This is a genomic window from Persicimonas caeni, from assembly GCF_006517175.1.
GTDB classification, from domain to species: Bacteria; Myxococcota_A; Bradymonadia; order Bradymonadales; family Bradymonadaceae; genus Persicimonas; species Persicimonas caeni.
On sequence record NZ_CP041186.1, the window covers coordinates 317,350 to 344,147 of the forward strand.

At 64.1% G+C, this 26,798-nt stretch carries 21 protein-coding genes; 10 read left to right on the forward strand and 11 right to left on the reverse strand.

Annotated elements, in window-relative coordinates; all coding sequences use genetic code 11:
- Positions 1–113 precede the first annotated feature (113 nt).
- Complete coding sequence (locus FIV42_RS01290; protein ID WP_141195915.1) at positions 114–959, reverse strand: hypothetical protein; 846 nt, start codon at positions 957–959, stop codon at positions 114–116.
- A gap of 313 nt (positions 960–1,272) precedes the next feature.
- On the opposite strand from FIV42_RS01290, the gene FIV42_RS30630 reads away from it, so the two are divergent.
- On the forward strand, positions 1,273–2,538 hold the full coding sequence (locus tag FIV42_RS30630; RefSeq protein ID WP_141195916.1) for a helix-turn-helix transcriptional regulator: 1,266 nt from the start codon (positions 1,273–1,275) through the stop codon (positions 2,536–2,538).
- A 121-nt stretch (positions 2,539–2,659) separates the two neighbouring features.
- Positions 2,660–3,925 carry a helix-turn-helix transcriptional regulator gene (locus tag FIV42_RS01300; protein ID WP_141195917.1) on the forward strand — a complete coding sequence of 422 codons (1,266 nt, stop codon included), beginning with the start codon at positions 2,660–2,662 and terminating at the stop codon, positions 3,923–3,925.
- Here FIV42_RS01300 and FIV42_RS01305 read toward each other — a convergent pair.
- Positions 3,915–5,162, reverse strand: a complete 1,248-nt coding sequence (locus FIV42_RS01305) for a sterol desaturase family protein (RefSeq protein WP_141195918.1) — start codon at positions 5,160–5,162, stop codon at positions 3,915–3,917. The genes FIV42_RS01300 and FIV42_RS01305 overlap by 11 nt on opposite strands.
- A 339-nt stretch (positions 5,163–5,501) precedes the next feature.
- Positions 5,502–6,464 (reverse strand): transposase, encoded by a 963-nt coding sequence (locus FIV42_RS01310; protein ID WP_168210315.1) that lies wholly within the window; start codon positions 6,462–6,464, stop codon positions 5,502–5,504.
- A 320-nt stretch (positions 6,465–6,784) separates the two neighbouring features.
- On the opposite strand from FIV42_RS01310, the gene FIV42_RS01315 reads away from it, so the two are divergent.
- Both FIV42_RS01315 and FIV42_RS01320 read left to right on the forward strand, forming a co-directional pair.
- On the forward strand, positions 6,785–10,324 hold the full coding sequence (locus FIV42_RS01315; protein ID WP_141195920.1) for a serine/threonine-protein kinase: 3,540 nt from the start codon (positions 6,785–6,787) through the stop codon (positions 10,322–10,324).
- Between the two features lie 189 nt (positions 10,325–10,513).
- Complete coding sequence (locus FIV42_RS01320; protein WP_141195921.1) at positions 10,514–10,981, forward strand: hypothetical protein; 468 nt, start codon at positions 10,514–10,516, stop codon at positions 10,979–10,981.
- Between the two features lie 138 nt (positions 10,982–11,119).
- Here the strand turns inward: FIV42_RS01320 and FIV42_RS01325 are convergent, their stop codons facing one another.
- Positions 11,120–11,299: an MBL fold metallo-hydrolase gene (locus tag FIV42_RS01325; RefSeq protein ID WP_141195922.1), complete on the reverse strand. Its 180-nt coding sequence runs from the start codon at positions 11,297–11,299 to the stop codon at positions 11,120–11,122.
- Positions 11,300–11,379: 80 nt separating this feature from the next.
- Positions 11,380–12,501 (reverse strand): citrate synthase, encoded by a 1,122-nt coding sequence (locus FIV42_RS01330; RefSeq protein ID WP_222615353.1) that lies wholly within the window; start codon positions 12,499–12,501, stop codon positions 11,380–11,382.
- 178 nt (positions 12,502–12,679) lie between these two features.
- Between FIV42_RS01330 and FIV42_RS01335 the strand changes: the two genes are divergently transcribed.
- On the forward strand, positions 12,680–13,909 hold the full coding sequence (locus tag FIV42_RS01335; protein WP_141195923.1) for a citrate synthase family protein: 1,230 nt from the start codon (positions 12,680–12,682) through the stop codon (positions 13,907–13,909).
- Here the strand turns inward: FIV42_RS01335 and FIV42_RS01340 are convergent.
- Positions 13,898–15,853 (reverse strand): hypothetical protein, encoded by a 1,956-nt coding sequence (locus FIV42_RS01340; RefSeq protein ID WP_141195924.1) that lies wholly within the window; start codon positions 15,851–15,853, stop codon positions 13,898–13,900. The two genes, FIV42_RS01335 and FIV42_RS01340, sit on opposite strands and share 12 nt — an antisense overlap.
- Before the next feature lie 156 nt (positions 15,854–16,009).
- Entirely contained in the window at positions 16,010–16,246 is a 237-nt protein-coding gene (locus FIV42_RS01345) for a hypothetical protein (RefSeq protein ID WP_141195925.1), read from the reverse strand.
- Positions 16,247–16,507: 261 nt separating this feature from the next.
- Between FIV42_RS01345 and FIV42_RS01350 the strand changes: the two genes are divergently transcribed.
- Together FIV42_RS01350 and FIV42_RS01355 are read left to right on the forward strand one after the other, a co-directional pair.
- Positions 16,508–17,185 (forward strand): DUF2293 domain-containing protein, encoded by a 678-nt coding sequence (locus FIV42_RS01350; protein ID WP_141195926.1) that lies wholly within the window; start codon positions 16,508–16,510, stop codon positions 17,183–17,185.
- 91 nt (positions 17,186–17,276) lie between these two features.
- Positions 17,277–17,600 (forward strand): hypothetical protein, encoded by a 324-nt coding sequence (locus tag FIV42_RS01355; protein WP_141195927.1) that lies wholly within the window; start codon positions 17,277–17,279, stop codon positions 17,598–17,600.
- A gap of 38 nt (positions 17,601–17,638) precedes the next feature.
- Here FIV42_RS01355 and FIV42_RS01360 read toward each other — a convergent pair whose 3' ends face one another.
- Positions 17,639–17,869, reverse strand: a complete 231-nt coding sequence (locus tag FIV42_RS01360; protein ID WP_174769484.1) for a hypothetical protein — start codon at positions 17,867–17,869, stop codon at positions 17,639–17,641.
- A gap of 273 nt (positions 17,870–18,142) precedes the next feature.
- On the opposite strand from FIV42_RS01360, the gene FIV42_RS01365 reads away from it, so the two are divergent.
- Positions 18,143–19,702 carry a vitamin K epoxide reductase family protein gene (locus tag FIV42_RS01365; RefSeq protein WP_141195929.1) on the forward strand — a complete coding sequence of 520 codons (1,560 nt, stop codon included), beginning with the start codon at positions 18,143–18,145 and terminating at the stop codon, positions 19,700–19,702.
- Between the two features lie 22 nt (positions 19,703–19,724).
- On the opposite strand, the gene FIV42_RS01370 is transcribed toward FIV42_RS01365, so the two are convergent.
- The gene (locus FIV42_RS01370; RefSeq protein WP_141195930.1) at positions 19,725–20,423 is read right to left on the reverse strand and encodes a hypothetical protein; all 699 of its coding nucleotides are present in this window, start codon (positions 20,421–20,423) and stop codon (positions 19,725–19,727) included.
- Between the two features lie 232 nt (positions 20,424–20,655).
- Between FIV42_RS01370 and FIV42_RS01375 the strand changes: the two genes are divergently transcribed.
- Together FIV42_RS01375 and FIV42_RS01380 are read left to right on the forward strand one after the other, a co-directional pair.
- Positions 20,656–21,138 (forward strand): deoxycytidylate deaminase, encoded by a 483-nt coding sequence (locus FIV42_RS01375; RefSeq protein WP_141195931.1) that lies wholly within the window; start codon positions 20,656–20,658, stop codon positions 21,136–21,138.
- Between the two features lie 7 nt (positions 21,139–21,145).
- Positions 21,146–21,718, forward strand: coding sequence for a TVP38/TMEM64 family protein (locus tag FIV42_RS01380; RefSeq protein WP_141195932.1), 573 nt, complete (start codon positions 21,146–21,148; stop codon positions 21,716–21,718).
- Between the two features lie 770 nt (positions 21,719–22,488).
- Here the strand turns inward: FIV42_RS01380 and FIV42_RS01385 are convergent.
- On the reverse strand, positions 22,489–24,810 hold the full coding sequence (locus FIV42_RS01385) for a hypothetical protein (RefSeq protein ID WP_141195933.1): 2,322 nt from the start codon (positions 24,808–24,810) through the stop codon (positions 22,489–22,491).
- Positions 24,811–24,875: 65 nt separating this feature from the next.
- Entirely contained in the window at positions 24,876–26,354 is a 1,479-nt protein-coding gene (locus FIV42_RS01390; protein WP_141195934.1) for a phytoene desaturase family protein, read from the reverse strand.
- Positions 26,355–26,798 lie beyond the last annotated feature (444 nt).

A 26,798-nucleotide genomic window follows, 5' to 3' on the forward strand; every position in this document is an offset into this window, starting at 1 on the left:
CCCTCACCGGCATCAACCAGTGAGGGCTTTGGGCGTGGCCGAGCTAAGAACTGCCTCGCGAGGAGTGTGAGCACGAGACGTTCGAGCAGGGCTGGCCAACTTGAACTCGCAGTTTACAGGTTGCTCGTCTCCAGACGCTGCTGCCAGCCGAACAGGGCCTTGCCGCTGGTCGAGTTGAAGTACTGGCAATACAGGTAGCGGCCCTTGGGGAAGTCCTTATCCTCGTAGTCCGTCTCCTGGTACAGCTTGCGGTTGACGCAGAAGCCAAGCTGGGTCTTGCCCTCGGCCTCCAGCTTGTCGCGCCACTTGCCGCCGCGCATCGAATTGCTCCCCTCGGCGCACTCGTAGCCCTCGCCCTGGTCGTGGTTGCACATGAGCATGAAGTAGTATGGCTTCATGCGGTCCATGCTGTACGGGTACATATTCGGGTTCTTGATCATGCCCGCGCTCGGGTCGTCGGCGTAGACGCACTGGACTTCCCATTTGTTGGAGTTGCCGAGCTCCTTGTATTTGGCCGTGTCGACGGTCAGCGCCACGCATTGCTCGGGCTCCATGGCGCCCAGATAGCAGCCATTGGTCATCTCGACCGGCTCGCGCTCGAGGAAGCCGGTGCGATCGTCGGTCTTCATGCCCTGGGTGAACTTGTACTTGGCGACCTTGCCGTACTGGACATCCTGGGGCTTCAGGTCTGGGATGCACGACAGCATCTTGTTGGGAAGCTCGGGGTTGGGCTCCGGGTCGGGGACATTAGAGGCTTCGGCCGCCTCGCCCTCGGACGCGCTCTCGCCATCGGACGCGCTCTCGCCATCGGATGAGGTCTCACCACCGGACGCGCTCTCGGCGCTCCCCGAAGCGCCACCGGAAGTCATCTGCTTGAGCACCGACGAGCAACCCGCCGTCGACAAGGCGACTGTGGCCACCAACAAAACCAGACCAGCTTGTTTACGCACGTTCATCATTCCTACCTCTGAAGTTTGCGGTCGCCGAACCGGCAGTCACCGTCGCCCGGCATTGACGTTCTCGAATCTTCCTTGGCGAGGAGGACGAACGATGCCGCCCGCTCTCGCGACGGCACGGACTAGACCACGGCATCGCGTCGAATCGGAATGGTCAATGCGTCCATCTGGTTAAGGCGTCTATTTGGTCAAAATGTCTATCTAGTTAATCCGTCTAACTTCAACGGATGGAACTGGGCTCTGCCGACGCTCCCCCGTTAAATGAAGGTAGTGTAAATAGTGATAGCACTGTTCCGTCCGAGAGCTGACAAAAACCATGAGCAACGTCGTACGCGCAGCACACGCAGCTTATATCCTCGAGGGCAACGAGGAGGAATGGCTCGAGAATCTGACTGGCGTCATGGCCCCCCTATTGGACCGGGGCCGTGGCTTTGTGGGATTTCGCTGGAGGAACATGCCTTCGGGCGGAGTACGCGCAGACAATTTCGCGCTGGTCGGCGGGCGCCCCGGGGACCACGAGATGCTGCACAGCCTGCACGCCAATCTCGACCGCACGCGCGCCTCGCTGGCTTATCGAGCGCCTTACACGTTTCGGTCGCTCTCCGAAATCGCCACGGAGCACCCAACTCTCGTCGAACTCGGCGAAGACCGAGACATGCAGCAGATCGCCCATGCGCGCGAGTTGCTCGACTTCGAGATGCTGCGCGTCGACGACGCCGATGGACAGGGCTGGATGTTTTCGGTGCTGCGCAAGGACTTCTGCACGATTCCCGCGCGCCGCCGTGATGTTTGGGAGCGGGTCGGCGCGCACATCGCAGCGGGCGCACGGCTTCGGATGAAGCTGTCGAAGCCCGATCTCGACGGGGCGGCGGCGGTATACGACGGCGCGGCGAAGACGTTGAATATCAACGAGCCGAGCCTGCAGCGAAAAGACCGCCGGCATCGGCTCATGGAGCTCATCGAGGCGCGTCAGCACGCTGAAGACATTGCAGGCAACTCGCCCCTCGAGGCGCTGGATCTGTGGGGAGGTCTCGTCGATGGCCAATGGTCGCTGCTCGACGTCGTCGACTCGGACGGGCGCACCTACACGGTGCTGCGCGAAAATCCGTTGAGGGTACGCAGCAGCGTCTCGCTGACCGAGCGGGAGCGCCAGGTCGCCTGGCTCGTCGGCCGCGGCCACCACGTCAAATTGGTCGCCTACGAGCTGGGGCTGTCGGCGTCGACCATTCGATCGCAGCTTCGCTCGGCGCTGCGCAAACTCAACCTCGACGACCGCAGTTCCCTCTGCCGACTGGTCGCCAACATCACGGCGCCGGACACGGTGACCTCGCTCGACGGGCTCGGCGTGCTCGCCCTCGCCGAGGCGCCGGTGCATATCCCCGAGTCACTCACCGACGCCGAGCGCGAGGTGGCCCGCCTCCTGTACGAGGGGCTCTCCAACCGCGAGATCGCCGAGCACCGCGGCACGGCTACGCGCACCGTGGCCAACCAACTCGCCTCCATCTACGCCAAACTCGGGGTCGCCTCGCGAGACGACCTTGTTCAACACCTCGCCGGCGGCCCGGCGCACGAGCCGGCGTAGGCCCTCATCTCCGGTGTTGGTGATGCTTGAGTCTCCCGCCCTCCCCTGTTAACTTCGCGGAACATTATCAAAATAATGTTAATGCGAAGTCAAAGTTATAGCAGGTAGAGGAAATTCGAAGATGAGCAACGCAGTCACCGCGGCTCACACGGCGTACATGCTCGACGGGAACGACGGGGAGTGGCTGGAGCGGCTGACGGAGTTGATGGGGCCCATGTTGAGCCGTGGGCGAGGTCTTCTGGGGTATCGCTGGCGCCGTTCTGCCGACGGCGGAGTGCGTGTCGGCGAGTTGTATGTGGCCGGAGGCAAGCCCGGTGATGAAGAGATGCTGCGCGAGCTCATCGCGAACCTCGATACCACCCGTGCCTCGCTCGCCTACGGCGCTCCGTATAGCTTCCGTTCCTTGTCGGAAATTGCGCAGGAACACCCAACTCTGAGCGACCTGACTGACGACCGCGACATGCAGCGTATCGCTCACGATCGTGAGGTGGTCGACTTCGAAATGCTGCGGGTCGACGAATCGGATGGACGCGGCTGGATGTTTACGGTGTTGCGCACCGAGGTGGGCGGGATTGTCGCGCCGCGGCGTGCACTTTGGGACCGCGTACGCGCCCATATCGCCGCCGGTGCCAGGCTTCGGATGCGTCTGGCCAAGCCGGATCTCGACGGCGCCGGGGCCGTGTACGACCCGACGTCGGGAAGGCTCGACGTCAACTCCAGCGAGATGAGGACCAAAGCACGTCGCCGCCGGCTGTTGGAGCTCATCGAAGCCAGGCGGCACGCCGAAGAGCTTGCCGAGAAGAACCCGTTAGAAGCAATGGATCTGTGGCAGGGGTTGGTCGATGGGCGCTGGTCGCTGCTCGACGTAGTCGACACCGATGGACGTGCGTTCACGGTGCTCAAGGAGAACCCGCTGCAGGTGCGAAGCCGCGCCGCGTTGAGCGAGCGCGAACGCCAGGTCGCTTTTCTGGTCGGTCGCGGCCATCACGTCAAACTAGTCGCCTACGAACTGGGCCTGACGGCATCGACGGTGCGCTCGCAGCTGCGCTCGGCGCTTCGCAAACTCAACCTCGAGGACCGCAGCGCACTGTGTCGTCTCGTCGCAGATATGTCCCAGGCCGGCGCGGCGACTCGTGTCGAAGATGTTGGCGTATTGGCCCTCGCCAAAGCACCTTTGAAGATCCCCGAGTCGCTGACCGACGCCGAGCGCGAGGTCGCTCAATTGGTCTACAAAGGGCTAACCAACGGTGACATCGCCCGGACACGAAGCACAACTACCCACACTGTGGCAAACCAGCTCGCCACGATTTACCGCAAACTCGATATCAGCTCGCGCGACGAGTTGATGCAGTGTTTGGCAGGCAGCGGCGAGTCATTCATGAGTTGAGAGCGCCGGTCGCTCTCGCCTCGGGGTGGGCACGCGGAAGTCGGTTGAGCCATACGAGCATGACGCCGAAGAGCCCCGCCGCGGCTGCGGAGGCAGGCATCGTCCACGGTGTCGACCAGGTCAGCCAAGCGATGATGGGCACGCCCAGCACGAGGCGGGTGGCCTCGAGCGCGAAGGCCCACCGCTTGAGTTCGAGCAACCCGCCGACGCTCGTCACGGCCACCAGCAACAAGACGCCCAGCGCGGCGGTCTTCGGCCAGGCCAACTGCCCTTCGAACATCAGAAAGGCGGAGGTTCCGGCGGCGATGAGCACGAAATTCGCCCCCACATACCAATCGATGATTCGCGGCAGCGTTGTCTCGTACTTGGGCCGAGCGCCTGCCTTTACATCGGGCACCTCGACCGAGCCGCCGAGGTCCTCGGGGCGCCACTCGGGCGGGCCGAAGACGAGCTTGAGCTTGTCGCGAAGACGGCGCGCACCGCGCACCAGGTGGAACATCTCGACCCATTTGACCACGTTGACCCACAACGGGTTCCAGCTGGCCACCGGCTTGACGGTGCCGTAGACGACCGCGTCCTCCTCGGGCTCGAAGGTGCCGAAGAGCCGGTCCCAGATGATGAAGATGCCTGCGTAGTTCTTGTCGATGTACTGCGGGTTGACCCCGTGGTGGGCGCGGTGGTGTGAGGGCGTGTTGAGCACCCACTCGAGCGGGCCGAGGCGGCCGACCGACTCGGTGTGAATCCAGAATTGATACAGCGTGTTGGCTGTCGTCGAGGTCAGATACATCACCGGAGGAAAGCCGAGCAACGCCAGCGGGATGTAGAACACCCAGGAGACCAGCGGGATGTACCAGCTTTGGCGAAGCGCGACGGCCAGATTGTAGTCCTCGCTCTGATGGTGGACGGCGTGGCCCGCCCAGATGAGGTTCATGCGGTGCCCGGCGCGGTGAAACCAGTAGTAGCAAAAGTCGACCCCCACGATGACGCCGACCCAGCCGAGCACCGACGAAGTGCTCACCTCCCAGAAGCGCCCGTACTCCCAGACGAGCGCATACGCCCCCAGCCCCAACAACTTGGCAGCCGCACCGGTCACGAGGCTGCCCACCCCGCAGCTCAAGTCGGTGATGGCGTCGTGGAAGCGATAGCTGTCCTTCCCTTGAAGGCGAGTCGCCACAAGGTCGATGCCGATGAGCACGAAAAAGACCGGCATCGACAAAGCGATGAGTATGGCATCCATGGTTGCCTCGGTTGGTGATTGGCGCGTCAGTTCACCACTCTACCAGATAAACCCGATTGGCGACGAGTCCACCACCGGCCGCAGGTGTCAGACACCATGTCACCCAGCATTTATGGGCATCACAGGGCGTCCTAAGGAAGATTCAGCGCGATTCCTCTATCGTAATGGGGTCACTTTCGGTCGCCGCGCGATACACCCACGCACATTTCCGCACAACAACGGCCCATTTCCAGGTAGAAGAGCAGCGACAGTGAGGCCGAAGACGCACTTCGGCAGACTCGCAGCGCGGAAAGCTCGAGTAGTCGGGGGGCAATGGCTTGGACAGCGAATTGGGGGGCCTCAGTTGAGGTGAGACGGTGGCTCGCGGCGGATATCGCAGCTGCCGCCCACGCAGAACTGGCGGCCCGGCGGAATGGTGCCGTCGGGAAATTCGACCTCCGACTTGCCCTCGCGCCACTTTCCGACCGCCGTCCGGTATCGGTCGACGAGAAGGCGTCGGTCTTCGCGGTACTCCTGGCGCTGCTTGAAATCGCCGCCGTGGCACAGCGGGCGCGGCGCCTTTTTCGACTTCCTGGGAGAATCGCTCCACTTCACGCTGAGCACCTTCTTTGGCCCAGGGCACGGCACGGTGCGCAGTTTGGCGAGTTCGCCAGCGTGTGTGTGACACTCGTCGACGATCTTTTGGTGGTAGGCGTCGTCGTCGAGGTTCTGCCACTGCGGCAGCTTGGCCATTTCGAGGGCGTACCGCTCGGTGGCCATCTCGATGAGCTCGGCTTCGGTCTTGTCTTTGTTCTTCCGTTTGCGCTTCTCCGCCCAGTACGTCTTGCGGTTGACCACCTCGCCGACCATTGGCTCGCCAGACTTGTGGATATCCCACGAGCACAGCCCCGGCCACTGCTTCGGGTGGTGCACGAGGTTCGATTCACTTGGGTTGCACACGATGTAGCGTAGACGCTGGAGCATCGCCTCGTCGGTCAGGACCTTGGTTGCGGTGTAGCGACGCTCCCAGAAGGTGCCGGTGCGGTTGCGTAACTTGTTGATCTTTCTGGCCAGCTGGCTCTGGAAGTCGCGCATGAACAGATGCATCTGCAGCGAGCGACAGCGCGCCAGGATGTGGAAGTGGTTGGACATGAAGCAAAAGGCGAAGATTTCGACCCCGTACATCCAGGCGTATTTGGACAGCAGCCCCAGGATGATGGCGTTGACCTGCTCTTCGGGCAAAAGCGCATAGATCTGGTGCAGCGTGCGGTTGCCGAGTTCGTAAATGGCGTCTTTTTCTTGGTTACGCAGCGGGTGTCCCATGTGCCGTGCTCCGTGAGTGGATGAAGGTTCATCTACAGCCCTCATTACGGTTTTCGGCAAAAGGGGGCGATTCGTTGCGTGATTGGGCGAAATTTCTTGGGAAGACCCGAGAGGCGATCGCGCACAAGATCGTGCTCCCAGGCGCATGAAACCTCACCCACACGGTGTCTGACACCGTCTCGAGGGTGGGGCGAGTTCGGGGTGGATTTTCTGTTTCGAACACGGTGCCTGATACCGGTGCGTGTGCCGGTGCGTTTGCCGGAATTGCGGGCAGGTTCAAAATTGACAATGCGTGGGCGATTTCGGACATTAACGGAGTCATGTCTGCTTCTCCCCCTGACATCGTGTTTTCCATCGGTCCGTTCAACCTCTATGAGCGAATCGGTCGCGGCGGCATGGGGGAAGTGTGGCGCGCGGTGCACCGGTCCAGCGGCACACCGGCCGCGCTCAAGGTTGTGACCGCTGAATACGCCCGCGACGAGGCCTTTCGCGAGAGCTTCCACCGCGAGGTCCGCGCGATGGCCCGCCTCGACCACCCCTCCATCGTTCGCGTCTTCGACTACGGGCGCATCGACGCGCACTCCGCCGGCGCTTGCGACGGCGCGCTTGTCCAAGGAAGTCCCTACGTCGCCATCGAATTGGCCCCGGATGGCTCGCTCGCCGACATCATGCAGCGGGGCTACGCTTGGAGCGATGTGCGCCAGATCTTGTTGTCGGTGCTCGACGCGCTCGCCCACTCCCATGCCCGCGGCCTGCTCCACCGCGACATCAAACCCGACAACGTCCTCGCGGCGCGCCACGGCGGCGAACGTCACTGGAAGCTGACCGACTTCGGCATTGCCCAATCGATCGATGCCATCGACGTCGACCAGCCCGACGCCCTGGTCGGCACGCCCGTCTACATGGCCCCCGAGCAGTTCTCGGGCACCTGGCGCGACTTCGGTCCGGCCACCGACCTGTATGCGCTAGGCTGCATGGCCTACCAACTCGTCTGCGGCCACCTCCCCTTCGACGCATCCACGCCGCTGAAGGTCGCCTTCATGCACCTGAACGACCCCCCCGCGCCCCTCGATCCCCGGTTCGAGGTTCCCACGGGGCTCGACGACTGGATCGGAAGGCTCCTGCAAAAGGACCCCTCGGCTCGATTTGAAAAGGCCGCCGATGCTGCACGCGCGCTGGCCGAATTGAGCGGGGGCTCGAGCGACACCCTCAAGACCATCGCCACGCAGGCAGCGCCCACCGTAGTCGCCCCCGGTATCCCCACACTGCCGACCCCACCGCCGATGACAGGCTCGGGGCCCACGCGCATCTCGAACCCGGAGCTTCAGGAGCTATTAGCCGACGCCGACCGCCACGCCCACCGGGCCAACCAGGTGCCACCGGGGTCGAGCCACCCCTACGAGCCCGACTGCGTCCCCCTCAATTGGCGGCCCAGTTCGACCCCGCAGCCCCATTCTCTCGTCGGCGTCAGCCCACGCCTGTACGGGCTTCGCGCCATCCCGGTGGTCGGCCGTGAACCGCAACGCGACCAACTCTGGGAGGCGTTGCGCAGCGTAGCGAAAGAGCGACGCCCGCGCCTCGTAGTCCTCGACGGCCCCAGCGGCTGCGGCAAGTCGTGCTTGGCCCAATGGCTCTGCGAGCGCGCCGATGAGGTGGGCGCCGCGAACACCCTGCGCGCTACCCACAGCCCAGAATGGAGCCCCAATGACGGCCTGCGTGGAATGGTGACGCGCTGGGCGAATTCGAGCGGTCTTTCGGACGAAGAGACCCGTTCTCGACTCACCAAGCTCTTGGACGTGGCCGACGACGAGCATTACCGCTGGCTCGTCGACGACTTGACCGGCCTGGTGTGCGGTGCAGATGCCGAGACGGTCAACCTGGCCGACCAGATTCAAGCAGTCTTCGAGGTGTTGCGACGCCTCGCCAGCCCTCGCCCGCTGGTTGTCTGGCTCGATGATCTGCAGTGGGCGGAGTCCTCCATGCGCCTACTCGAACACATTGGCGCCCACGCAGACACCCAGATGCCCGTTCTCTTCTGCGCGACGGTTCAATCCGAGGCCCTCGCCGAGCGCGACGTCATGGCCGACCGACTCGCGGCGCAACTCGAGGCTTCGCACGCGCAGCTTATCGAACTCGAGGCGCTGAGCTCCTCGGAGAACCGCGCGCTGATCGACGAGTTGCTCCAGCTCGACGAAGCCCTCGCCCAACGCGTGGCACGCCGCGTGGCCGGCAACCCGCTCTTCGCGGTGCAACTGGTCGGGGATTGGGTCGAGCGCGGCTGGCTCGTCGCCGACCAGCGCGGGTTTCGACTTCGCGAGGGAGTGCACGCCGAGCTTCCCGACGATTTGCACACCGTGTGGGTCGAGCGTATCGAGCGCGTGCTCGCAGGTCGCCCCTCCGACGACACCACCGCGCTGTGGCTGGCCGCCCTGCTCGGCCGCGACGTCGACGCCCAAGAATGGGGGAAAGCCTGCTGGCGCGCCGGCGTGCCTGCTCGCGCGACCCTCTTCGAGCGCCTCGTCGAGCTCAAGCTCGCCGAACGCCTCGACTCGGGCTGGCGCTTCGTCCACGGCATGCTCCGCGAAAGCCTGCTCCGCCAAGCCCGCGCTGCCGACGGCTGGGCGAAGCTCAATCGCCAAACTGCCGCGGCACTCGAAACCCTCGCCGACCAGGCCAACCGCCCCGACCTGGCTCCACGCATCGGCCGCCTGCTGCTTCGGGGCGGCGACACCGAACGCGCCATCTCTTTCTTGAGCGCCGGAGCCAAGTTCTTGCTCTCCCGCGATGACTTCGTGGCCGCTGAGGAGCTGGTCGACCTCCTATTCAGCGCGTGCGACGACGTCGGTGATGCGGCGCTCGCCGCGCGCCTCGAAGGAGAGTTGGTACGCGGGAAGCTCCTCTCGGCCACCCGACGCATCGAGCAAGCGGTGGCGCTCTCGGAGCGAGTGTACGCTCTGGCCATCCAACAAGGTTGGAAGCGGATTGCCGCCGACGCCCTCGCGCTTCGCTGCAAAATCGAGCAAGTCGCCGGCCGTCTGCGCGGCGCGGCGTTGTACGCACGTCGCGCCCTCGATATCTACAAAGACATCGGCGACCGCGAAGGCGAGGTCCGCGCTCTGCTTCGCCTCGGTGACAATGGCTCCTATGTCGGCGAACACGAAGAGGCCGTCGAGTACTACCGGGCGGCGCTGCAACTGGCCGACGAACTCGGACTCGTGCAGCTCCAAGCGTGGTGCCGGTGGGGCATTGGGTACTGCCTGCAACAGACGATGCGCCTGGACGAGGCGCGCGAGCATCTCGAAGTTGCCCGTGAACTCTTCGAAGCCGCCGGTCAGCCTCGCAACGAGATGAGCGTGGTGGCCGGACTCTCCGATCTGGACCGACACACAGGTCACTACGCCCGCGCCAAGGAGCGTGCGCTGCGCGTCTACCGATTCATGGAGGCCCGAGGTGGCTCGCTGATGATCCCCTCGCTCAATGTCGCGATGATCTACTTTTACGAAGGGGATGTCGCCCACGCCATCGAGTGGACGAGGCGCGCCGAAGACCTCGCCCCATCGATGGACCGAGGCTGGACGATGCTCCATCTGCTCCGGCTCGCGATTGCGACCTACCAGGGCGACATAAACCCGTGGGAGACGCGCTTCGCGATGTTGACCGCCACGCTCGAAGAGTCCGGCTTTGTCGACATCGACCTGCCCCTGATGCTCGAGCGCGTCGCCCAGGAGGCCGTCAGACATCATCATGGAGCGCACGCGGCTCAGGCGCTGACCTTGGCGGCCGACCTTTGGGAGCAGACGCATATCCTCGAACGCGCCCACCAAGCCCGCCAACGCGCTGCCTCGCTGGCGCCTGCCTGAGCTTTTTTCACGCTATCTACCAAGAAAATACTTGCCGTCGGTCGACCGGTGTACACGCTTATGACGCGGTGCGTCAGACCACTTGTGACGCACCGCGTCATAAGCTAAGCTTTTCGTGTTGCTGCACGAATTGCGGCACACATAGCGGCGCAGCAGCGCCCTAGAGTTGTTCCTGACAAGGAGTACGAGATGACGCAGTTACGTCTGTCGAAGTTCGAATTCTCGAAGAAAGGTCTGGCCGAATTGCAGGAAACCCTGCAGGCCAAAGGCGAAGAGGTCAGCGACCAGAGCACCCGGCTGCGCAAGCAGTTCGAGCAGCGCTCTTCGATGGTCGCCGGACGGCTGCTCGACGTTTCGCTGGAGCGTTTGTACGACGCTGGCGCCACTACTTTGTCGACCGCTGCCAATTGGCTCGACAAGGTCGCCGTGGCCCGTGAGGGTGCCGAGCAGTTGCGCGAGAGCGCCAAAGCGGCCGAAAAGGCCAAGACCGCAATTACGCTGCCGCCAATCGAAAACTACGACGACCTGAATGTCAAAGAGGTCAACGAGGCTCTCGGTGGGCTGTCGGCCTATGAACTCTTCAAAGTTCGGCGCTACGAAGAGGCGAACAAGAATCGCGTGACGGTGCTTCGCGAGATCGAGCGCCTCACCAACTGAGATCGCGCCACTTACAGCGCACACTAAGGTCAGAAATGCTCACGCGGGGTGCATGACCGGGGGCGGCGCCCGTCGCAGCATTGTTGCGACGGGCGCCGCAGCTTCTTGTGGCCGCGACCGACCGGACAAGTTGTTTGTCTATTCGGCAGCAGGGTGCCACTCGAGCAGCCGCACCTCGACCGACGATTCGTCGCCGAGCAACTGCTCGAGCTTGCTCGGATCTTGGCCACGATAGTGGAACGGATAAACCACGTCCGGCTCGAACGCACGGATGCACTCGGTGGCCTCTTCGACAGGCATGGTGTACGGCAGGTTCATGGTCACGGTCCAACATGGTGTCTGACACCATTTCGGCACGCCGCGAACACGGTGTCTGACACCATGTTCGCGGCGACACTTTAGCCATAGATCTCGCCCACATATGCAGACCGAGGCCTAATCAGACGGTCCTCGGCGGCCTGCTCCATGACGTGCGCCGACCAGCCGAGTATGCGACCGGCGGCGAACGCGGGCGTAAAGAGTTCGCGCGGCAGCCCCACCGCCTCGAGCAACACGGCCGTGTAGAATTCGACGTTGGCCTTGAGGTTGCGCTCCGGGTAGCGCTCGGCGAGCACGCGCTCGGCGGTCCGCTCGACCGCGCGGGCCACCTCCAAGCGCGCTGCTGTCTCGCCGGTGACCGACAGTTCGCTCAGTGCCCCCTCGAAGACCGCCGCGCGGGGATCGCGGACGCGGTAGACGCGATGGCCCATGCCCATGATCCGCCGGCCCGCCGCGAGCTCGGCGCGGATCCACTCTTCGGCGCGCTCGGGCGAGCCGATCTCGTCGAGCATGTCGAGCACCGGCCCAGGCGCCCCGCCGTGCAGGGGGCCTTTGAGGGCGCCGACCGCGCCCACCACCGCCGAGACGAGGTCTGATCGCGTCGAGGCGATGACCCGCGCGGTGAACGTCGAGGCGTTCATCCCGTGGTCGGACACCGTCACCAGATACTTCTCGAACGCGCGGGCCACCGACGGGTCGACCTCCTCTCCGACGACCATGGCAATGGCATCGGCGACATGACCACGTGAGGCGCTCGGCGCAAATGGAGCCTCTCCGGTCTGCTGCCTCCACCACAACGCGTTGATCACCGGCACCGCCGCCGTGACGGTCAGTGCATCCTCGACAAGCTCACCGCTCGCCTCCAGCCCGGCGAGGCCGGCCCGCAGGGCATCCATCGGCTCAGATAGTCTGACCGCCGGCGAGCCTTCGAGCCGGTCGAATAGCTCGACGCGCAACCGCCCCAACTCCTCCTGAACCTCCTGGGACGACAAGTCCGTCCCCCACAGCAGCCCGGCGACCGCTTCGAAGCCGCGCTCGCCGGCGAGGCGCTCGACCGGGTAGCCTCCGATGATCAACTCGCCTGCTCGACCGTCGACCTTGCTCAATCGAGTCGCCACGGCGACCACATCGGCCAGGCCACGCGCGACCATCTCTTCGTTCGTCTTCGTCTCGTTCGTCTTCGTCATTTTTCCAGTACTCATTGTTTCCTCCTCAAAGTGAAGGCTTGGCGTCAATCGCGAAGCCATCTTCGAGCGGGAAGTTATGTGCATCAACGTTGATTGACGAATCAACACACTGTGCGGACGATAGGCGTCGGCATCTACGAAGCCACCGAATTTACGAAGTCATCGATATTGACGAAACAGGCGGAGAGAACGCGTGAAGCTATTCGACTCGAAGGAAGCAGCGGCCTACCTGGGAGTGAAGACGTCGACCTTGTACGCCTACGTAAGCCGCGGCTTGCTCGATAGCGTGCAGGCAACCGACGACTCGAGGCGCAGGCAGTACCGCAAGGCCGACCTCGACCGCCTCAAGCAGCGAAGCGACGCTCACGCGGGTGAGTCGGCGGCGGCCGCCGGGGCGTTGCGTTGGGGGGCACCGAGTCTCGACACAGCCATCAGCGAGATCACCCCGGCCGGCCCCAGCTACCGTGGCCGCACGGCCCGGGGGTTGGTTCGTGAGGGCTATGCATTCGAGCAGGTCGCCGAGTTGCTTTGGACCGGGACTCTCCCCGAGTCGCCCCCGACTTGGCCGATGGCCGACGTCCGACCCAGTCAAAGGCATGAGGAGCCCGTGGCCGACGAAGAGCGCCCGCTCGATCGGATGCGCCTGGCGCTCATGCACACAGAAATGGCCGACCTGGCCCGCTTTGGGACTACGAAGGAGGCCAGACTCGAGTGCAGTCGGCGAATCATCATGGCGCTCGGCGCGGCGTTGGTCTCCGCCGCCCCGTCACCTCGAGACTCGCACGATGAGGAGAGTGTCGCCGCACGCCTCGCCCGCCATCTGGCCACGCCCGAAGAGGCAGTCATCCGGGCTTTCGACACGGCGTTGATCGCCGTCGCCGACCACGAACTCAACGCCTCGACCTTCGCAACGCGCGTAGCCGCCTCGACCGGCGCCGGGCTCTATCCGTGCGTCGCAGCAGGCCTGGCGACCGCCACTGGGCCGCGCCACGGCGGCGCCTGCGATCGCGGCGAAGCCCTGATCGACGAAGTGCTGCGCGAGGGTTCGGCGCGCAAAGTCATGCTCGCCCGGCTGCGTCGCGGAGAGCAGACGCCCGGCTTCGGTCACCCGCTGTACCCACACGGCGACCCTCGTTGGAAGATGGTCGTCTCTCGACTTGGACCCACCGCCGCCCCAGAAGTGCTCGACGCCGTCGACGAATTGGTCGACGTCGCCGACCAGATGCGCCTCGGTCCCCCCACCGTCGACCTGGCTCTGGCGACTCTGTGCCGCGCGCTCGGACTGCCCAGCGGCGCCGCCGCGGCGCTCTTCGCGCTGGGCCGCACGGCAGGCTGGATCGCCCATATCTTCGAGCAGCAAGAACAGGGCTTTCTCCTGCGACCACGCGCGCACTACGTCGGCGTGCGGCCTCTACCGCAGTGAATATCGCGACGTGTGATATGGCACGAACCACTCCCACGGCTGGCGAATCAACCGTTTGAGCAAGATGAACGCCAGACTCCGCGTCTGTCGGAAGGTCACCTGGCGGGACTCGAGGCCCATCGACATGGTCAGCAGGAAGCTGATGAGGAAGTTGAAAAACCCGATGCCGATGACGCCCAGCGCCGCGACAGTGGCGACCTCGGCGGTGATCAGTTGTGGCGCGGCGTAAATCGCCATACCCACGTTTGCCGACGAAAAAGCGATGTGTCGAATGTCGAACGGCAGGCCCAAGATGATGCCGATGGAGCCGGCGCAGCCCAGAAAAAAGCCGAGCGCGACATTGCCGTTGATCATCGCCAAGTTCTTGGCCACGAAGGCGGCGAGCTTCTGGCGGCGGTCGCCCAGAAACGCCAGCCCGGGATGGTTCGCCAGTCGCTGCTCGATATCCGCATAGATCACATGGTTCTGGGTGGCGCCGGCGATGACTCCGGCCAGGAACAAAAAGACGCCGGCCACGCCGGCATAATAGAACGCCCCGGACTCCCACGGGTGCACCGAACCGAGCAACTGGGCCGCCTTCGCGGTATCCGCAGCCGGCATGCTCAGCCAGTGGTCGAGCCCGTAGCCGATGAGCCAGGCGACCGGCACCGCACAAATCAAGTTCCCCAAAAACGAGACGAATTGGCTGCGCCACGCCAAGATGATGACGTCGGCGACGCCCTCCAAAGCCCCCTGCTCGCTCGCCGCCTCGTCCATTTTGCGGGCGATGGCCGGAGCGAGCACCGCCGGCTGCTTGGTCGCCAAGATCGAGCCGGTCAGGTACAGCAGCACAAAACAGACTGAATAATTGATGCTGAAAGCGAGCGCTTCGGCCGCCAATGACAGGGGCAACTTGTCCAAGAAGACCTTGATGAACGCGAACACCGCCACGATCGCGCCGCCCTGCATCGACGCACGCAAGAACGCCCAATAACCGCGCTTGGAGTCGGTGATATATTTCTGACCTTTGCGCGCGCTCTCCTCGGTGATCTGGAAGGCGAGCAGGTCGGCGCTCTCCTTGACGAGCCGGCTGACGCTGTTGGCGGTCTGCGTCGATTCGACCAGCGAACGGAACAGACGCACCGAGCACTGCACGAAGTCACGCTTGCTCTGCGGATGGACCAGATGCGCGAGCAATTCGAGGCGGTCGAGTTGCTGGAGCAGGCGTCGCGACAGCGCCGTCAACCGCAAGCTCGTGCCATAAATCGCCTTGTTGTCGCGCAGATACAGCACAATATCGCGGCACTGGCGAATCTTGGCGAGCAGTTTCCGAAAACTGTCGTCACTTCCCGGCCCGGCGCGGTGGTCCTCCAAGAACTCGTGCGCCTCGATGCTCAGGTCCAGAAAGGGAGACTCGTAGTCCTCGACCTCGTAGAGCTTGGCGTTGAGCTCCTCGTCGATACCGAGCGCGCCGATTCGCTGCGCGAGCCCCAGCACCGCGCCGAGCAGCTCACGGTCGGCGTGGCCGGCCGCGTCGTGCTCGTCGACCAGGAGCGCCAAGACCGCGGCCCACGACTCCTCCGAGGCGTCCAAAACCCACTCCCAATCATCGGAGCGGTAAAAGATCGCTCGGATATGGCCGCGTACATCGTCGGGATGCTCCCTCGCCGGCAACGCCCGACGCGCCAGCCGGTTGCGCAGCTCCTTAAAAACGCTGACATCCGCCAAGATCCCACTCTCGGCCAGCGCGTGAACCAGCCGGCTTTCGCGCAAAACCTGGCGCACGGCCACTTCTAAGGCTGCTCTTTCGGGCTGAGCATTTTGCAGAACATCAACGAGTTCGCGAAGCGCCCCATCGGTCCCTTCTTCGGACTCCGCGGCCGCTTCTCGCAACACATCGACCACTCCTCGAAGCGCCTCGGTACCGCTAGACACCTCGAAAACGTGTCGAATCTCGTCATACATGCAGTCTCCAGTAGCCAACTCAACAACTCTTCACGACCTCGCAGGTCGACGACACTCCCATGATGTCGTCGACCACCATGTAGAAGTTACCCAAGAAACTGATGCTATCCACCATGGTCGAGGTGCAGAGCGGCGCTTCGACTGCTCGGCCCGGCCTCAGATCTCGGCGACCGGGCGCACCGTCCAGACCTCGCGGCCCGTCTTGAGCCGCTTTTTGTCGATGACGACCTCGGCCCCCTCTTGCATGGCCTGCTCGTGGATCTCGTTTTCGTCGGCGGGCTCTCCGTCGCAAAACCCGATGGGGCGGTCGGAAGCCGGGGATTTGATCATGACCTGGAACTCACCGTGGTCCCACTTGGTCTGCGTCTCGTTGCTGTGCGGCTCGATTGTCATGCCATTCTCCTGGAGGTCCAAAGGGGTCGCTCCGACACCGTCTCGCGGCGTGCATCGACCCAGAGTTTACAAAAGAACACTTATCAAGGCGCCCCGAACGGGCATTCTGCAGCTCGGCCTTTTATACCTGAACAAATATTCACATCAACCCTCGAACGCAAGTCGACTTGCGGCGGTGGACATCTGAGGCGTCGCTGCCCATACTGCGCGCCTCGATTGGCCCGTTCGTCGTATTTGTCGACTGTTTGCCCCAGCTTTTTTATGTCTGATAAGTCTCGCATCGTCTCGCCATTTCCCCGCCACGGCTATGTCCGCAACGAAGAAGGTCGACGCACCAAAGTGCCCGAAGGCTGGGCGCTCCTGGAGCCCGGCGACGCCACCATCACGCGGCGCGTCAAAGAGGCGGGTCCGTCCTGGACGGTTCAAGAGAAGAAAGGGCGGCGCACCTACTCCAAAGGGGTGTGGGCGCCCGCGGAGACGATCGAGCGGGTCAAACGCGAGGTCGAGCAGATGCGCTCGACGCCCGAGTACCGACGCCGCCGCGAGGCCGACAAAAAGCGGCGCGAGGAAGAGCAGCGCGCCTACAAGCGTCGGTTTCGCCAGGCGGTCCTCGACTTTTTGGCCTTCGACGACGAGTACGCCGAGCTGGCGCAGCAACTCGCCGACGCGGTCACCGAGCACGCGGTGCCCGTCGGCAGCGGCACCGTCGCGCGCACCAAGCGCATTCCCCTGCCCCGCCGCGCCGAGGCGGCGGTGATCGCCTGGATGCGCCACCAGACCACCGCCTACGACACGATGACCATCGCCCGGGTCAAGGGCCGCCGGCGCGAGGTGCGCCGAAAGCTCGCCGAGCGTTCGCGAAAGCTGCTCGAGCGCTACCGCCGCGGCGAGCCGCTCGACGCCGACGACTGCCCGCTGCAGAAAGCCCTCGACGCCTGAGAAAACCGGCTGCTTACTTTGACCCCGCCGTGTCGAGGTTGTTAGTCTGGGGGAGCACCATCAAATGCACTTCATTTACACATAGGACTCCATGGAAAGCCTCGAGGAAATCGAAGCCGCACTCGAAGATGACCCGGTTGACATCGAGACCTTCAAAGAAGGCGCCGTCCTGCTGACCCAAGACGGAGACTGGCAGGCGGTCGAAGCCTATTACATCCGCCAGCTCCGCCGGATCAACGACCTGGACGAAGACGAGATCAAGTTTCACCTGTGGTACCAGCTCGGCCAGATTTACGAATTCAGGCTCGACGCCCTCGAGAAGGCCGAGCAGGCCTACCAGGTCGCCTTGGCGACCGAGCCGGACAACCACGAAGTCGAGCAACGGCTCATCCACGTGCAGAACCAGCTCGACTGAGTAACCTCGCCAGCTGACTCCCGCCTCAAACTGCCCCGTCAGGCCCGGTCGCGGATTTCGCCGTGGCCGGCCTGCGCGGCACAATTCGCACAGCAATACATCTCCCCGTCGACCTCATTGCCGTGGCCGATGATGCGCACGCCGCACGTGCCGCAATCGGGCGCCAGCTCGTCGACAGCGCACTCGAAGCAGTCGAAGACGTACTCGTCGCCTTCGTATTCGATGATCAACGGCTTGTCGTAGTCGTTTCCGCAGACTTGGCATTCCATGCGCAACCTCCCCTGATTGAGTCTGTTTTCCAGTCGCGTTCGATCGGTCGCTCGAAACCCAAAGATGGGTACGAGAGCCGAGAGCGCAACACTCTTCCCTCGCCAGCTCAACAACTTGCAGCGAGCCCGTCGGGTTGAACCGATCGGTGGTAGCACTACCTTCGTACAAGAGGCTGCACCCTTCGCATCACGGCTCGACTGTTTGACAAAGCCAATTAGTTGACAAAGCCACTTATTTGACCAAGCCAGTTATTTGACCAAGCAGGGGAAGTCATGTCCGACGACAATCATGGCGGCATGGGAGAACGCGGTGTGTCACGACCGATGGCACACGGCTCCGGCGACCACGACGGCGGCGACGGCGGCGACGGCTCGATGAGCCCGGGCCAGCGCGAGAAGATGCTCCACATGCACCACAAAAAGACGCTGTGGTGCTACTGGACCGTCATCCTGCTCGGCCTGTGGACCATGAGCGCCCCGTTTACCTTCGGGTATCTGGGCGAGGCGGCCGATCTCGGCCGCGAGGTCTGGATGAGCGACAACGTGCGCATCTGGGGCATGGTCGCCAGCGAGATCATCAGCGGCCTCGTTCTGGTCGTCTTCGGCTGGCGCTCCCTCAAGCCCGGTCGGCCCATCAGCCAGTGGATCTGCTGCTTTGCGGGCATCTGGCTGAGCGCCGCCCCCCTGCTGCTATGGTCCCCCAACGCCGCGGCCTACCTCAACGCCACCGTCGTCGGCGCCCTGGTCATCGCCCTGACCATTCTCATCCCGGGCATGCCCAACATGATCATGTACATGAAGATGGGCGGCGACCTCCCCAAGGGCTGGTCGTACAACCCGTCGAGCTGGGCGCAGCGCTCGGTCATGATCGGCCTGGGGTTCCTCGGCTGGCTCGTCTCACGCTACCTGGGCGCCTTCCAACTCGGCTATATCGACCACATGTGGGACCCCTTCTTCGGCGAGGGCTCGCGCAAGGTGCTCATGTCCAATATGAGCCACATGTGGCCCATCTCCGACGCCGGCCTGGGCGCCTTCTCGTACACCTTCGAGTTTCTGATGGGTTGGATGGGCGCGCCCAGCCGCTGGCGCACGATGCCCTGGATGGTCACCTTCTTCGGCATTCTGGTCATCCCGCTGGGCCTCACCCACATCCTGCTGGTCATCTCCCAGCCGGTCATCGTCGGCTATTGGTGCACCATGTGCCTGCTCGCCGCGGCCATCATGCTGCCGATGATCCCGCTCGAGGTCGACGAGGTCATCGCCATGGGCCAGCACGTCAAGCGCCGCGTCGACGCCGGTGAGCCGTTCTGGAGAGTCTTCTGGAAGGGTGGCGACGCCAGTGAGGCGGGCCAAGACGAGCGCAGCCCCGAGTTCATCGAGTTTCACGACCGTCCCCTCGAGGTGACCAAGGCCGCCTTCTGGGGCATGAGCTGGTCGTGGTGGCTCGCCGCCTGCACCGCCATCGGCATCTGGCTGATGTTCGCGCCCACCGTCTTCGGCTTCGAGAAGACCATCCCGGCCGACATCCACCACCTGGGCGGCGCCCTCATCGTGACCACCAGCGTCATCAGCATGGGCGAAGTGATCCGCCGCGGGCGCTACGTCAACCTGCTGCTCGGATTGATCGTGGGTGTGGGGCCGTGGCTCTTCAGCGGCATCGGCGTGACCGCCAGCATCCTGGCGAGTGTGGCCGGCGCGCTGGTCATCGGCCTGTCACTGCCGCTGGGGCCGATTCGCGAGAGCTACGGAAGTTGGAACAAGCGCATCAGCAACGATCCCACCGACACGCCCAGCCCGTCACGCCATGCCGGGGCCGAGCCCCAGCACGCGTGACGGACCGCAAAACTGGCGCTGATCACTGCTTGGTCAGCGTCAGGATCGCCTCGTGGGTGGTCACGTCGGTGCGACGAAGCTGCAGCGTGTCGCCGTCGACGCAATACTCGAAGTTGCCGACCGCAAACCCGCCGTCGTCGGCCAGGGCGAGGATATTGCTCGTGTCGTCGACGGTGTAGGAGCCCGGGTCGCGCACGAAGACGTCGTGGCCGTAATTGAGCTCGCACGCGTCACCCGCCTCGACACCCTCGTCGTCGATCTCGTTGTCGGTGCAGCTCTCGCCTTCGTTGAGGCACGCCTTCGGAACCGTCGCGTCGAGCTCGGTGTCGAACGCGAAGTTGTTGACCGTAAAGCTACCGTCGTCGGCCAGGGTCAAATCACCCGCCGGCGACACGCTCACGGCGATATCGACCGGCTCACACTCCGTGTAGCGAGGCAGCGTGCTCGGCGTCACACACCCGCTGGACAACGTCCAGGTGCCGACCAGGTCCCCGCCGCAGGCCGTAAACTCGATCGCCTCGCAGGTATCGCCCGTCGCCGTCACACCACCGCCACCGCCGCCGGTGTCCTCGGTCGAGGTGTCGGTGCCGACATCCGCCCCGTTATTGTTCGTGGTACCGGTATCAGAGACGTTGTTGCTGTCTCCGTTGTCGTCGTCGCCACAGGCCGCACAGGCCAAGAGAATCGCCAACACAGCCACCAAACGCGTCGCATTCTTCATCACACAGTCTCCTCGTCAGAGCCAAAAATCGATCTATTGCACGTACCCAGAGGTTTAGCACAAACGCGCGCGCAGATCAGATTTTTTAAGGCCTGCGGCCGCGCCGCACGCCGTCGTCAAAATGCAACTGTCGGTTTCGCCCTCGGTCTCGTAGGATGCGCCAAAATCGAGTCATGCAAGACGTCGCAGTCCCCCAGCAAGACGTCGTAGTACCCCAGTTGGAAGTGAGTAGATGAAAGAGAAGCACGTCAGTATCCGTATCGAGCAGTGCCTGGCCCTGGCCAAGGCCTCGAATTGCCCCCGACGCAAATTCGGCGCCCTGTTGCTCGACCCCGAGCGCAACGTCGTGTTGATGGACGGCTACAACGGCGGCCCGCGCGGCGGCGGCCACCTGTGCGGCGGCGAGTCGTGCCTGCGCGACGACAAGAACGTCGAGTCGGGCACCCGCATGGAGATCGGCTGTCACCACGCCGAGATGAACGTCATCTGCAACTGCGCCGCCTCGGGCGTGTCGACCCGCGGCGCCTGGATCTTCGTGACCGGCGAGCCGTGCATGATGTGCGCCAAGCTCATCCACCACGCCGGCATCACCAAGGTGATCGTCGTCGGCGGCGGCTACGCCGGCGCCAACGGCGTGCAGTACCTGACCTCCCACGGCGTCGACGTCCAACCGGTCGACGGCCCCCAGGACCCCCGCGTCACGGTGATGACCTGACCTCTTTATGTCCGAAGACGTCTTAAAATACTGGCGACTCGCAGCGCTGGTCGGGGTGGGCGCCGCGCTCTACTTCGCCGGCACCCACCCCGAGCTGCAGCCGTATTTCGAGCTCGATTACCTGCGCTCCCTGGCCGACCAGGCGGGGATGGCGGGCATGGCGACCTTCGTGGGAGTCTTCGTCGCCGGCTACCTCATGCAGATCCCGGGGATGATCTTCGTGGTCGCCGCCCTCCTCGGCTGGGGACCCATCGCCGGCGGGCTCATCGCCTTCGTCGGCGCCCTCCTCGCCTCGGTCGCCAACTTCTGGGCCGTACGCGCCGTGGGCGGCTCGCTGCTCTCCGAGGTCGAGAACGACTGGGTCAAAAAGATGCTCGGCAAGCTCGACGACCACCCCGTGCGCACGGTCGTCGTGCTGCGCACCTTCTTCTTCATGAACCCGGTCATGCACCTGCCCCTGGTGCTCTCCGGGGTCCCCTTTCGCCCCTATATCATCGGCTCGCTGGTCGGTCTCATCGCGCCCATCGCGGTCATCTCGCTGTCGCTCGATACGGTGATGGCGTGGCTGAATTTGGGATGAGTTCGGGAGGGTTGGGAACTAGTCGCGCGACCTCTTTTCGGTGCGAGTGCTTCCAGCTCTCGCCTTCGAGGGCAAGATGCCCACGCACCGAGCCTTCTTTCGTGTAGTTACTTCAATGCGTGCGACGCACGATTGGTGGCCTTGCAGAAGAGGGGCGCTATTTAGATGGCGTGCAGTGGACCTATTGTTGGCCTTGCCGGAGAGGGGCGCCATCTAGATGGCGTGCGGTGGACCTATTGGTAGCCTTGCAGAAGAGGGGCGCCATCTATTTGGGGCGCGCTGAACAACGCGCGATAAGGACATAAGGGCTGCGAGTTGCGGCGCATTCGTAGTTGTGGACCGAGAAAACCCGGCTGCCGCAAACCCAAACGCCTCGACGGAGCTGCCCCCATGTCCTTAACGCCCGCAGTTCAGGGCGCCCTATTTAGATGGCGCACCGCCTCTGCAAGGCCACCTCTCCACACAACTCGAACCACCTCTCCACACAACTCGAACCGCCTCTGGGCCTCCGCAACTCACCTCTGGGCCTCCGCGAGTCACCTCTGGATCCCGGCGATCGACCTCTGGACCCGCGCAATCCATCTCTGGACCCGCGCCATCTTTCTCTGGACCCCCGTCGAGTCATCTCTGGACTCGCGCGCGCTTTCTCTGGACCCGCGCGATCAATCTCTGGAGCCCCGTCGAGCAATCTCTGGGACTCCGCGAGTCATCTCTGGAACTCCGCGAGTCGTCTCTGGGCCACGGGGAGCAATCTCTGGGCCCCGCACAGCTCATTCGAACTCGTTTTCGACCACCGTGGGCGACTGTCGCACGGTCCCGTCTTCCTCCACGAAGAGCTCGAGCTCGACGGTGTGCTTCTCGGGCGTCGACGGGTCGAAGTCGTGCTCGGCGCGCAGCGTGGCGCGTGCCTGCGGGCCGGTCTTGCCGTTCGTCTCGTAGGTGTACTTGAAGTACATCGGATCGGTGTGCTGCATGTTGAGCAGGCGTAGCGTCTGCTCGAGGTATTTGTCGGCGCGCGGTGCGGGCTCGATCTTGGCGCCTTCTTTGGGCACCTCTTCGCTGCTCACCAACGTCTGGTCGGTGCCGCCGGGGAAGACGTAATTGTCGAGGCTCACCGGGAAGCCGGCTGTCTTCTTACCCCCCTTTTGAGCCTCGTCGGCGCAATGCCACGGCTCGTACACATCGTCGGCCGAGCAGTCGTGGTAGCGCTGCTCGGACATGAAGTACGCTTGCGCCCCATCGGCCATCTTGCGCAAGACAAACCGCGCCTCCGTCGCCTTCGAGCGCTTGATGTACTGGAAGAATTGCCAGGGCAGATAACCCATCCAGGCGCTCGGTCGCACCTCAGTGCGCGCCACGAGCCCGTCGGCGGTCGGCTCGGCGACCACGACCATCTCGTCGGCCAAGCTCGGATCGAGCTCCATGCCCGAGACCGCCGACACCATCGCCGCGAGTTCGAGGTGCAGGCCGAAGTCGGTCGACGCAGCTCCCGCCCGCGCGGCCATCCCGTCACCAGCGGACGGCTGTCCGACCTGACGCATCAACGTGGCCATCCGCTCTTCGGGGATCGCGCTCGTCGCCACGGCGAGGTAGGGCCCGCGCATGTAGACCTTGGGGCCGGCGCCGCCCATGTCGGCGACTTTCACGTCGTCGCCGCCCTTCTCTTCGTCGCCGCCCTTCTCTTCGTCGCCAACAGTGCGCTTCGAAAATGAGGTGGGCGACCCGGCCTGCGCGAGCGCGGTCTCCAGAAGCGCGAGCCACTTCGACGGCGTCTCGGCGTCGGTCGTCTGCACCACCGTCACGAGCCCCACCTTCCCGCGAAAGTTGAGCGGGTCGTTCGGGTTCGCCCCCGCGTCGATGCGGTAGGCCGCCAGGGCTGCGTGTCCGGTGAGCTTCGAGACGAAGTCGCGCTGCAGCTCGAAGTCCGACTGCGCCATCTGGCTGACCATCGCGTTTACGCTGCCGAGTTGGGCGCGGTATTGCGGCTTCAAGGCCTCGACGATTCTCGACCACAACTTGTCGGGATGCGCCTGGATGCGCACCAGCGCGAGGTTGTCTTTGGCTGCCTCGCCGTTACTTACCTCGCCGTTACTTACCTCGCCGTTACTTACAAGCCCCGTCCAATCGGCCTCGGCGTCGGGCGACAGCAACTCCACGATCTTGGCGCTCGTCGCCTCGTCGAAGCCGATCCACCCGGTCGCTTCGACCTTGTCGGCGTCGTAGCGCATGCCCATGCCGAACCCCTGGAAGCTGTCGACGAGCTTCGTCTTCACTGCGGTGTCGAGCGGCCCGCGTTGGTCGAACAGCGCGCCGATGCCCGACGCGCGCAACACCCCCTGCAAAATCTCAGTCCTCTTCTTTACGTACACGCCCACCAGCGCCTCGTTGGCCACGGCGTTACGATAATTCTTCCAGCCGGCGGTCTCGGTGAGCGCGTCCGCCTCCTCCAAACGCACGAGCTCGAGCAGCGCCTCCAAGCTTCGCTCGGGCGTTTGCGCCTTCATCTGGGCCGGGTTGACCAACACCCGGCCGCCGTCGAAAAGCCAGGTCGACTCGCCGTTGCGGTAGTAGGTCACCCCGTCCTTTTCGAGCTTGTCGGAGTCGGCGCCGGTGAGCTTGGCCACGCCCTTGTTGAACGCGTCGACGCCGGCGACTTCGGCGATGATCACCCCGGACTGGTCGCCCAAGGCGTCTTGGAGCAGCGCGATGGCCACGGGCCCGTCGGCCAGCAGGCCTTTGGCCCGCCAGGCCTCGGCGTCGAGCAGGTACTGGCCGTTCTGGCCCACGCGCATCTCTTTGCGGACCTTGTCGCCCAGCGACCGCGACGGCATCGCCTCGTCGAGCGCGGCCAACGTCGCATCGAAGCGCTCGCCGGCCTCGGCAAAATCAGTCGCGAAGGCCACCGCCAGTAGCTTCTCCTGAGGCAGGTAGGCGAGGCTCTCGGCCAGGCGCTCCGCCGACGACTTCGCCGGCTTCTCGGCCGGCACGTCCTCGTCTTTGGCCTGCTTGCAGCCCACCGACAAGGCCCCCAGCGAGACGACCATCACCGAGAACAAAAGTAGAAAAACCAGTCGAGCTTTCAGTACGCGCATTCGAACTCCCTTCACGTCAGCGTTCAATCAGTGGGAGTTTTCGTACCGCAAATGGGCCTGCGGAGCTACCCGCGATAGATGGTGTCGGCCACGCGCACCCCGCCGAGCGCCACCGCCAGCGTGCTCTGACCCGGAAAGACCGTGTCGCCGACCAGATACAGCCCGCCCTCGACCTCCACCGGCCACATTTGCCGGTAGTTGTGCAGCCCCGCGCGCCGGGGGATGCCGCCCACGAAGCCGTCCTTGCGGTTGGTGAAGCGCGCGAAGGTGCGCGGGCTGGCGGTCATCTCGAAGACGACCGCCTCGGCGATCTCGGGCGCGCGCCGGGCGAGCAGGTCGCGCATGCGCCCCTGGATCCAACTGATATACTCGCCGCGGCGATTGGGCTCGAGCGCCAGGAGCTTGTGCATATCCACGTGGGTCGACACGGTCGCCACGCGTTGGGCGTCGGGCGCGCGATTCGGCTCGTCGGCGCCGCCCACCGAGCAGAAGATATGGTTGCCCTCGATAAACGGCTCGCCCAAGTCGCCGACCATCTCGACGTGGTACGACTTGGTCGGGATATCGGCGTCGCCGTCGATCCCCAGATACAGCATCGCCGCGCCCCACCCGCCGGCGACGCGCTCGGCCAACCCGGCGAGCTTGGGGTGCTCGTCGACCGGCCGCCCGAGCATCTCGGCGACGTTCTGGGGCAACAGGTTGGTCACGACCTTGTCGGCGAGAAGCTCGCGGCGCCGGCTGACGACCTTCCAGCCCGTCCCCTCGCGCTCGAGGCGGGCGACGGCGTCGGCGAAGAAGACCTGCCCGCCGAGCGCCTCGATGGTGTCGGTCAGCGCGAACGCAAGCTCGCCGATGCCGCCGCGGATGTGGCCGGTGCCCCGGAAGAAGTAGTCGATCGCGCCCAGCGCGAACGGCGCCTCGGCCTCGTCGGCCGACGCCTGCACGGTGATCTGGCAGACCGCGTCCAAGTAGCTTCGCAGCGGGCCGAAATCCCACAGTTCCCAGCGGCGCAACACCTCGCCCACCGACTTGCCCACGATGGGAACCAGCGGCAGGTACTTCGGCGAGCGCCCCAGGTGGCGAAAGAGCGCCCCGGCGCTCAGCGGCGGCAGCAGCGTCGGGTCGTCGAACAGCTCCCACAGCGCGTCGGCGACCTTCTCTTGCCAGGCGAAGAACTTCCGCAGCCGTTCTTTGGGCGCGCCGGGCAACTTGCAGAAACGCTCGATAAACCGATCGCGATGCGGCGGCACGTCGAGCTCGAAGCGCCCGGTGCGAAGCCGGACGACCGGGTCGAGCTGCTGGAACTCGACGTCGAGATCGTAGCGATCCATCCACTCGCGAAAGAGCTGGCCCTCGCCGAACCCCGAAAAGAGCGTCGCGCCCGCCTCGAAGCGGTACCCGCGTCGCTTGAACGTACTGGCGCACCCGCCCGGGTAGGTAAGCCGCTCGAAAAGCGCCACTTTCGCGCCCGCCTCGGCCAACCGAAGGGCACAGGCGAGCCCTCCGAAACCGGCCCCGATTACTGCTACGTCGACTCGTTCCACGCTGGTTGCCACGTATATGGTGTCACTGAATATATGGTGTCACTGATGAGAGAGACCCAACCTTCGTCCCTGGTTGAGACGCACGAACTGAGATGCACGAAGCCCCCGCGAGAGTGCGCACCAAATGATCGTTTCGCGGTGGAGCGAGTCACACTGTGAGCGGAATAACGCGCGGGGAGGAATAGCCTGCGGCCTTCGTTTGCTTAATCGGTGCGCACCTGCTAGACAGATGTAGCAACCGGCGAGATGGTTCTCGCCAATGATTCTCGAGGAATGCCTAAGTTGATTTATTGAGCACCGGTTTTTTCACGCACGTCCGGAAGCACCTTGGACCGCAGTACTTGTCCGACCTTCCTCTGTAGATTTGCCTGAACAAGACTGGTCAGCTTCGATCTGAGCTGGCGCGTCTGAGAGAACCGAATGTCCGCAGTGGCGGGCGTTCCA

Bases quoted from the DNA above. Each gene is read 5' to 3' on its own strand.
- FIV42_RS01290 (WP_141195915.1), bottom strand. From the start codon at position 959: ATGATGAACGTGCGTAAACAAGCTGGTCTGGTTTTGTTGGTGGCCACA.
- FIV42_RS30630 (WP_141195916.1), top strand. From the start codon at position 1,273: ATGAGCAACGTCGTACGCGCAGCACACGCAGCTTATATCCTCGAGGGC.
- FIV42_RS01300 (WP_141195917.1), top strand. From the start codon at position 2,660: ATGAGCAACGCAGTCACCGCGGCTCACACGGCGTACATGCTCGACGGG.
- FIV42_RS01305 (WP_141195918.1), bottom strand. From the start codon at position 5,162: ATGGATGCCATACTCATCGCTTTGTCGATGCCGGTCTTTTTCGTGCTC.
- FIV42_RS01310 (WP_168210315.1), bottom strand. From the start codon at position 6,464: ATGGGACACCCGCTGCGTAACCAAGAAAAAGACGCCATTTACGAACTC.
- FIV42_RS01315 (WP_141195920.1), top strand. From the start codon at position 6,785: ATGTCTGCTTCTCCCCCTGACATCGTGTTTTCCATCGGTCCGTTCAAC.
- FIV42_RS01320 (WP_141195921.1), top strand. From the start codon at position 10,514: ATGACGCAGTTACGTCTGTCGAAGTTCGAATTCTCGAAGAAAGGTCTG.
- FIV42_RS01325 (WP_141195922.1), bottom strand. From the start codon at position 11,299: ATGAACCTGCCGTACACCATGCCTGTCGAAGAGGCCACCGAGTGCATC.
- FIV42_RS01330 (WP_222615353.1), bottom strand. From the start codon at position 12,501: ATGAGTACTGGAAAAATGACGAAGACGAACGAGACGAAGACGAACGAA.
- FIV42_RS01340 (WP_141195924.1), bottom strand. From the start codon at position 15,853: ATGTATGACGAGATTCGACACGTTTTCGAGGTGTCTAGCGGTACCGAG.
- FIV42_RS01345 (WP_141195925.1), bottom strand. From the start codon at position 16,246: ATGACAATCGAGCCGCACAGCAACGAGACGCAGACCAAGTGGGACCAC.
- FIV42_RS01350 (WP_141195926.1), top strand. From the start codon at position 16,508: ATGTCTGATAAGTCTCGCATCGTCTCGCCATTTCCCCGCCACGGCTAT.
- FIV42_RS01355 (WP_141195927.1), top strand. From the start codon at position 17,277: ATGGAAAGCCTCGAGGAAATCGAAGCCGCACTCGAAGATGACCCGGTT.
- FIV42_RS01360 (WP_174769484.1), bottom strand. From the start codon at position 17,869: ATGGAATGCCAAGTCTGCGGAAACGACTACGACAAGCCGTTGATCATC.
- FIV42_RS01365 (WP_141195929.1), top strand. From the start codon at position 18,143: ATGTCCGACGACAATCATGGCGGCATGGGAGAACGCGGTGTGTCACGA.
- FIV42_RS01370 (WP_141195930.1), bottom strand. From the start codon at position 20,423: ATGAAGAATGCGACGCGTTTGGTGGCTGTGTTGGCGATTCTCTTGGCC.
- FIV42_RS01375 (WP_141195931.1), top strand. From the start codon at position 20,656: ATGAAAGAGAAGCACGTCAGTATCCGTATCGAGCAGTGCCTGGCCCTG.
- FIV42_RS01380 (WP_141195932.1), top strand. From the start codon at position 21,146: ATGTCCGAAGACGTCTTAAAATACTGGCGACTCGCAGCGCTGGTCGGG.
- FIV42_RS01385 (WP_141195933.1), bottom strand. From the start codon at position 24,810: ATGCGCGTACTGAAAGCTCGACTGGTTTTTCTACTTTTGTTCTCGGTG.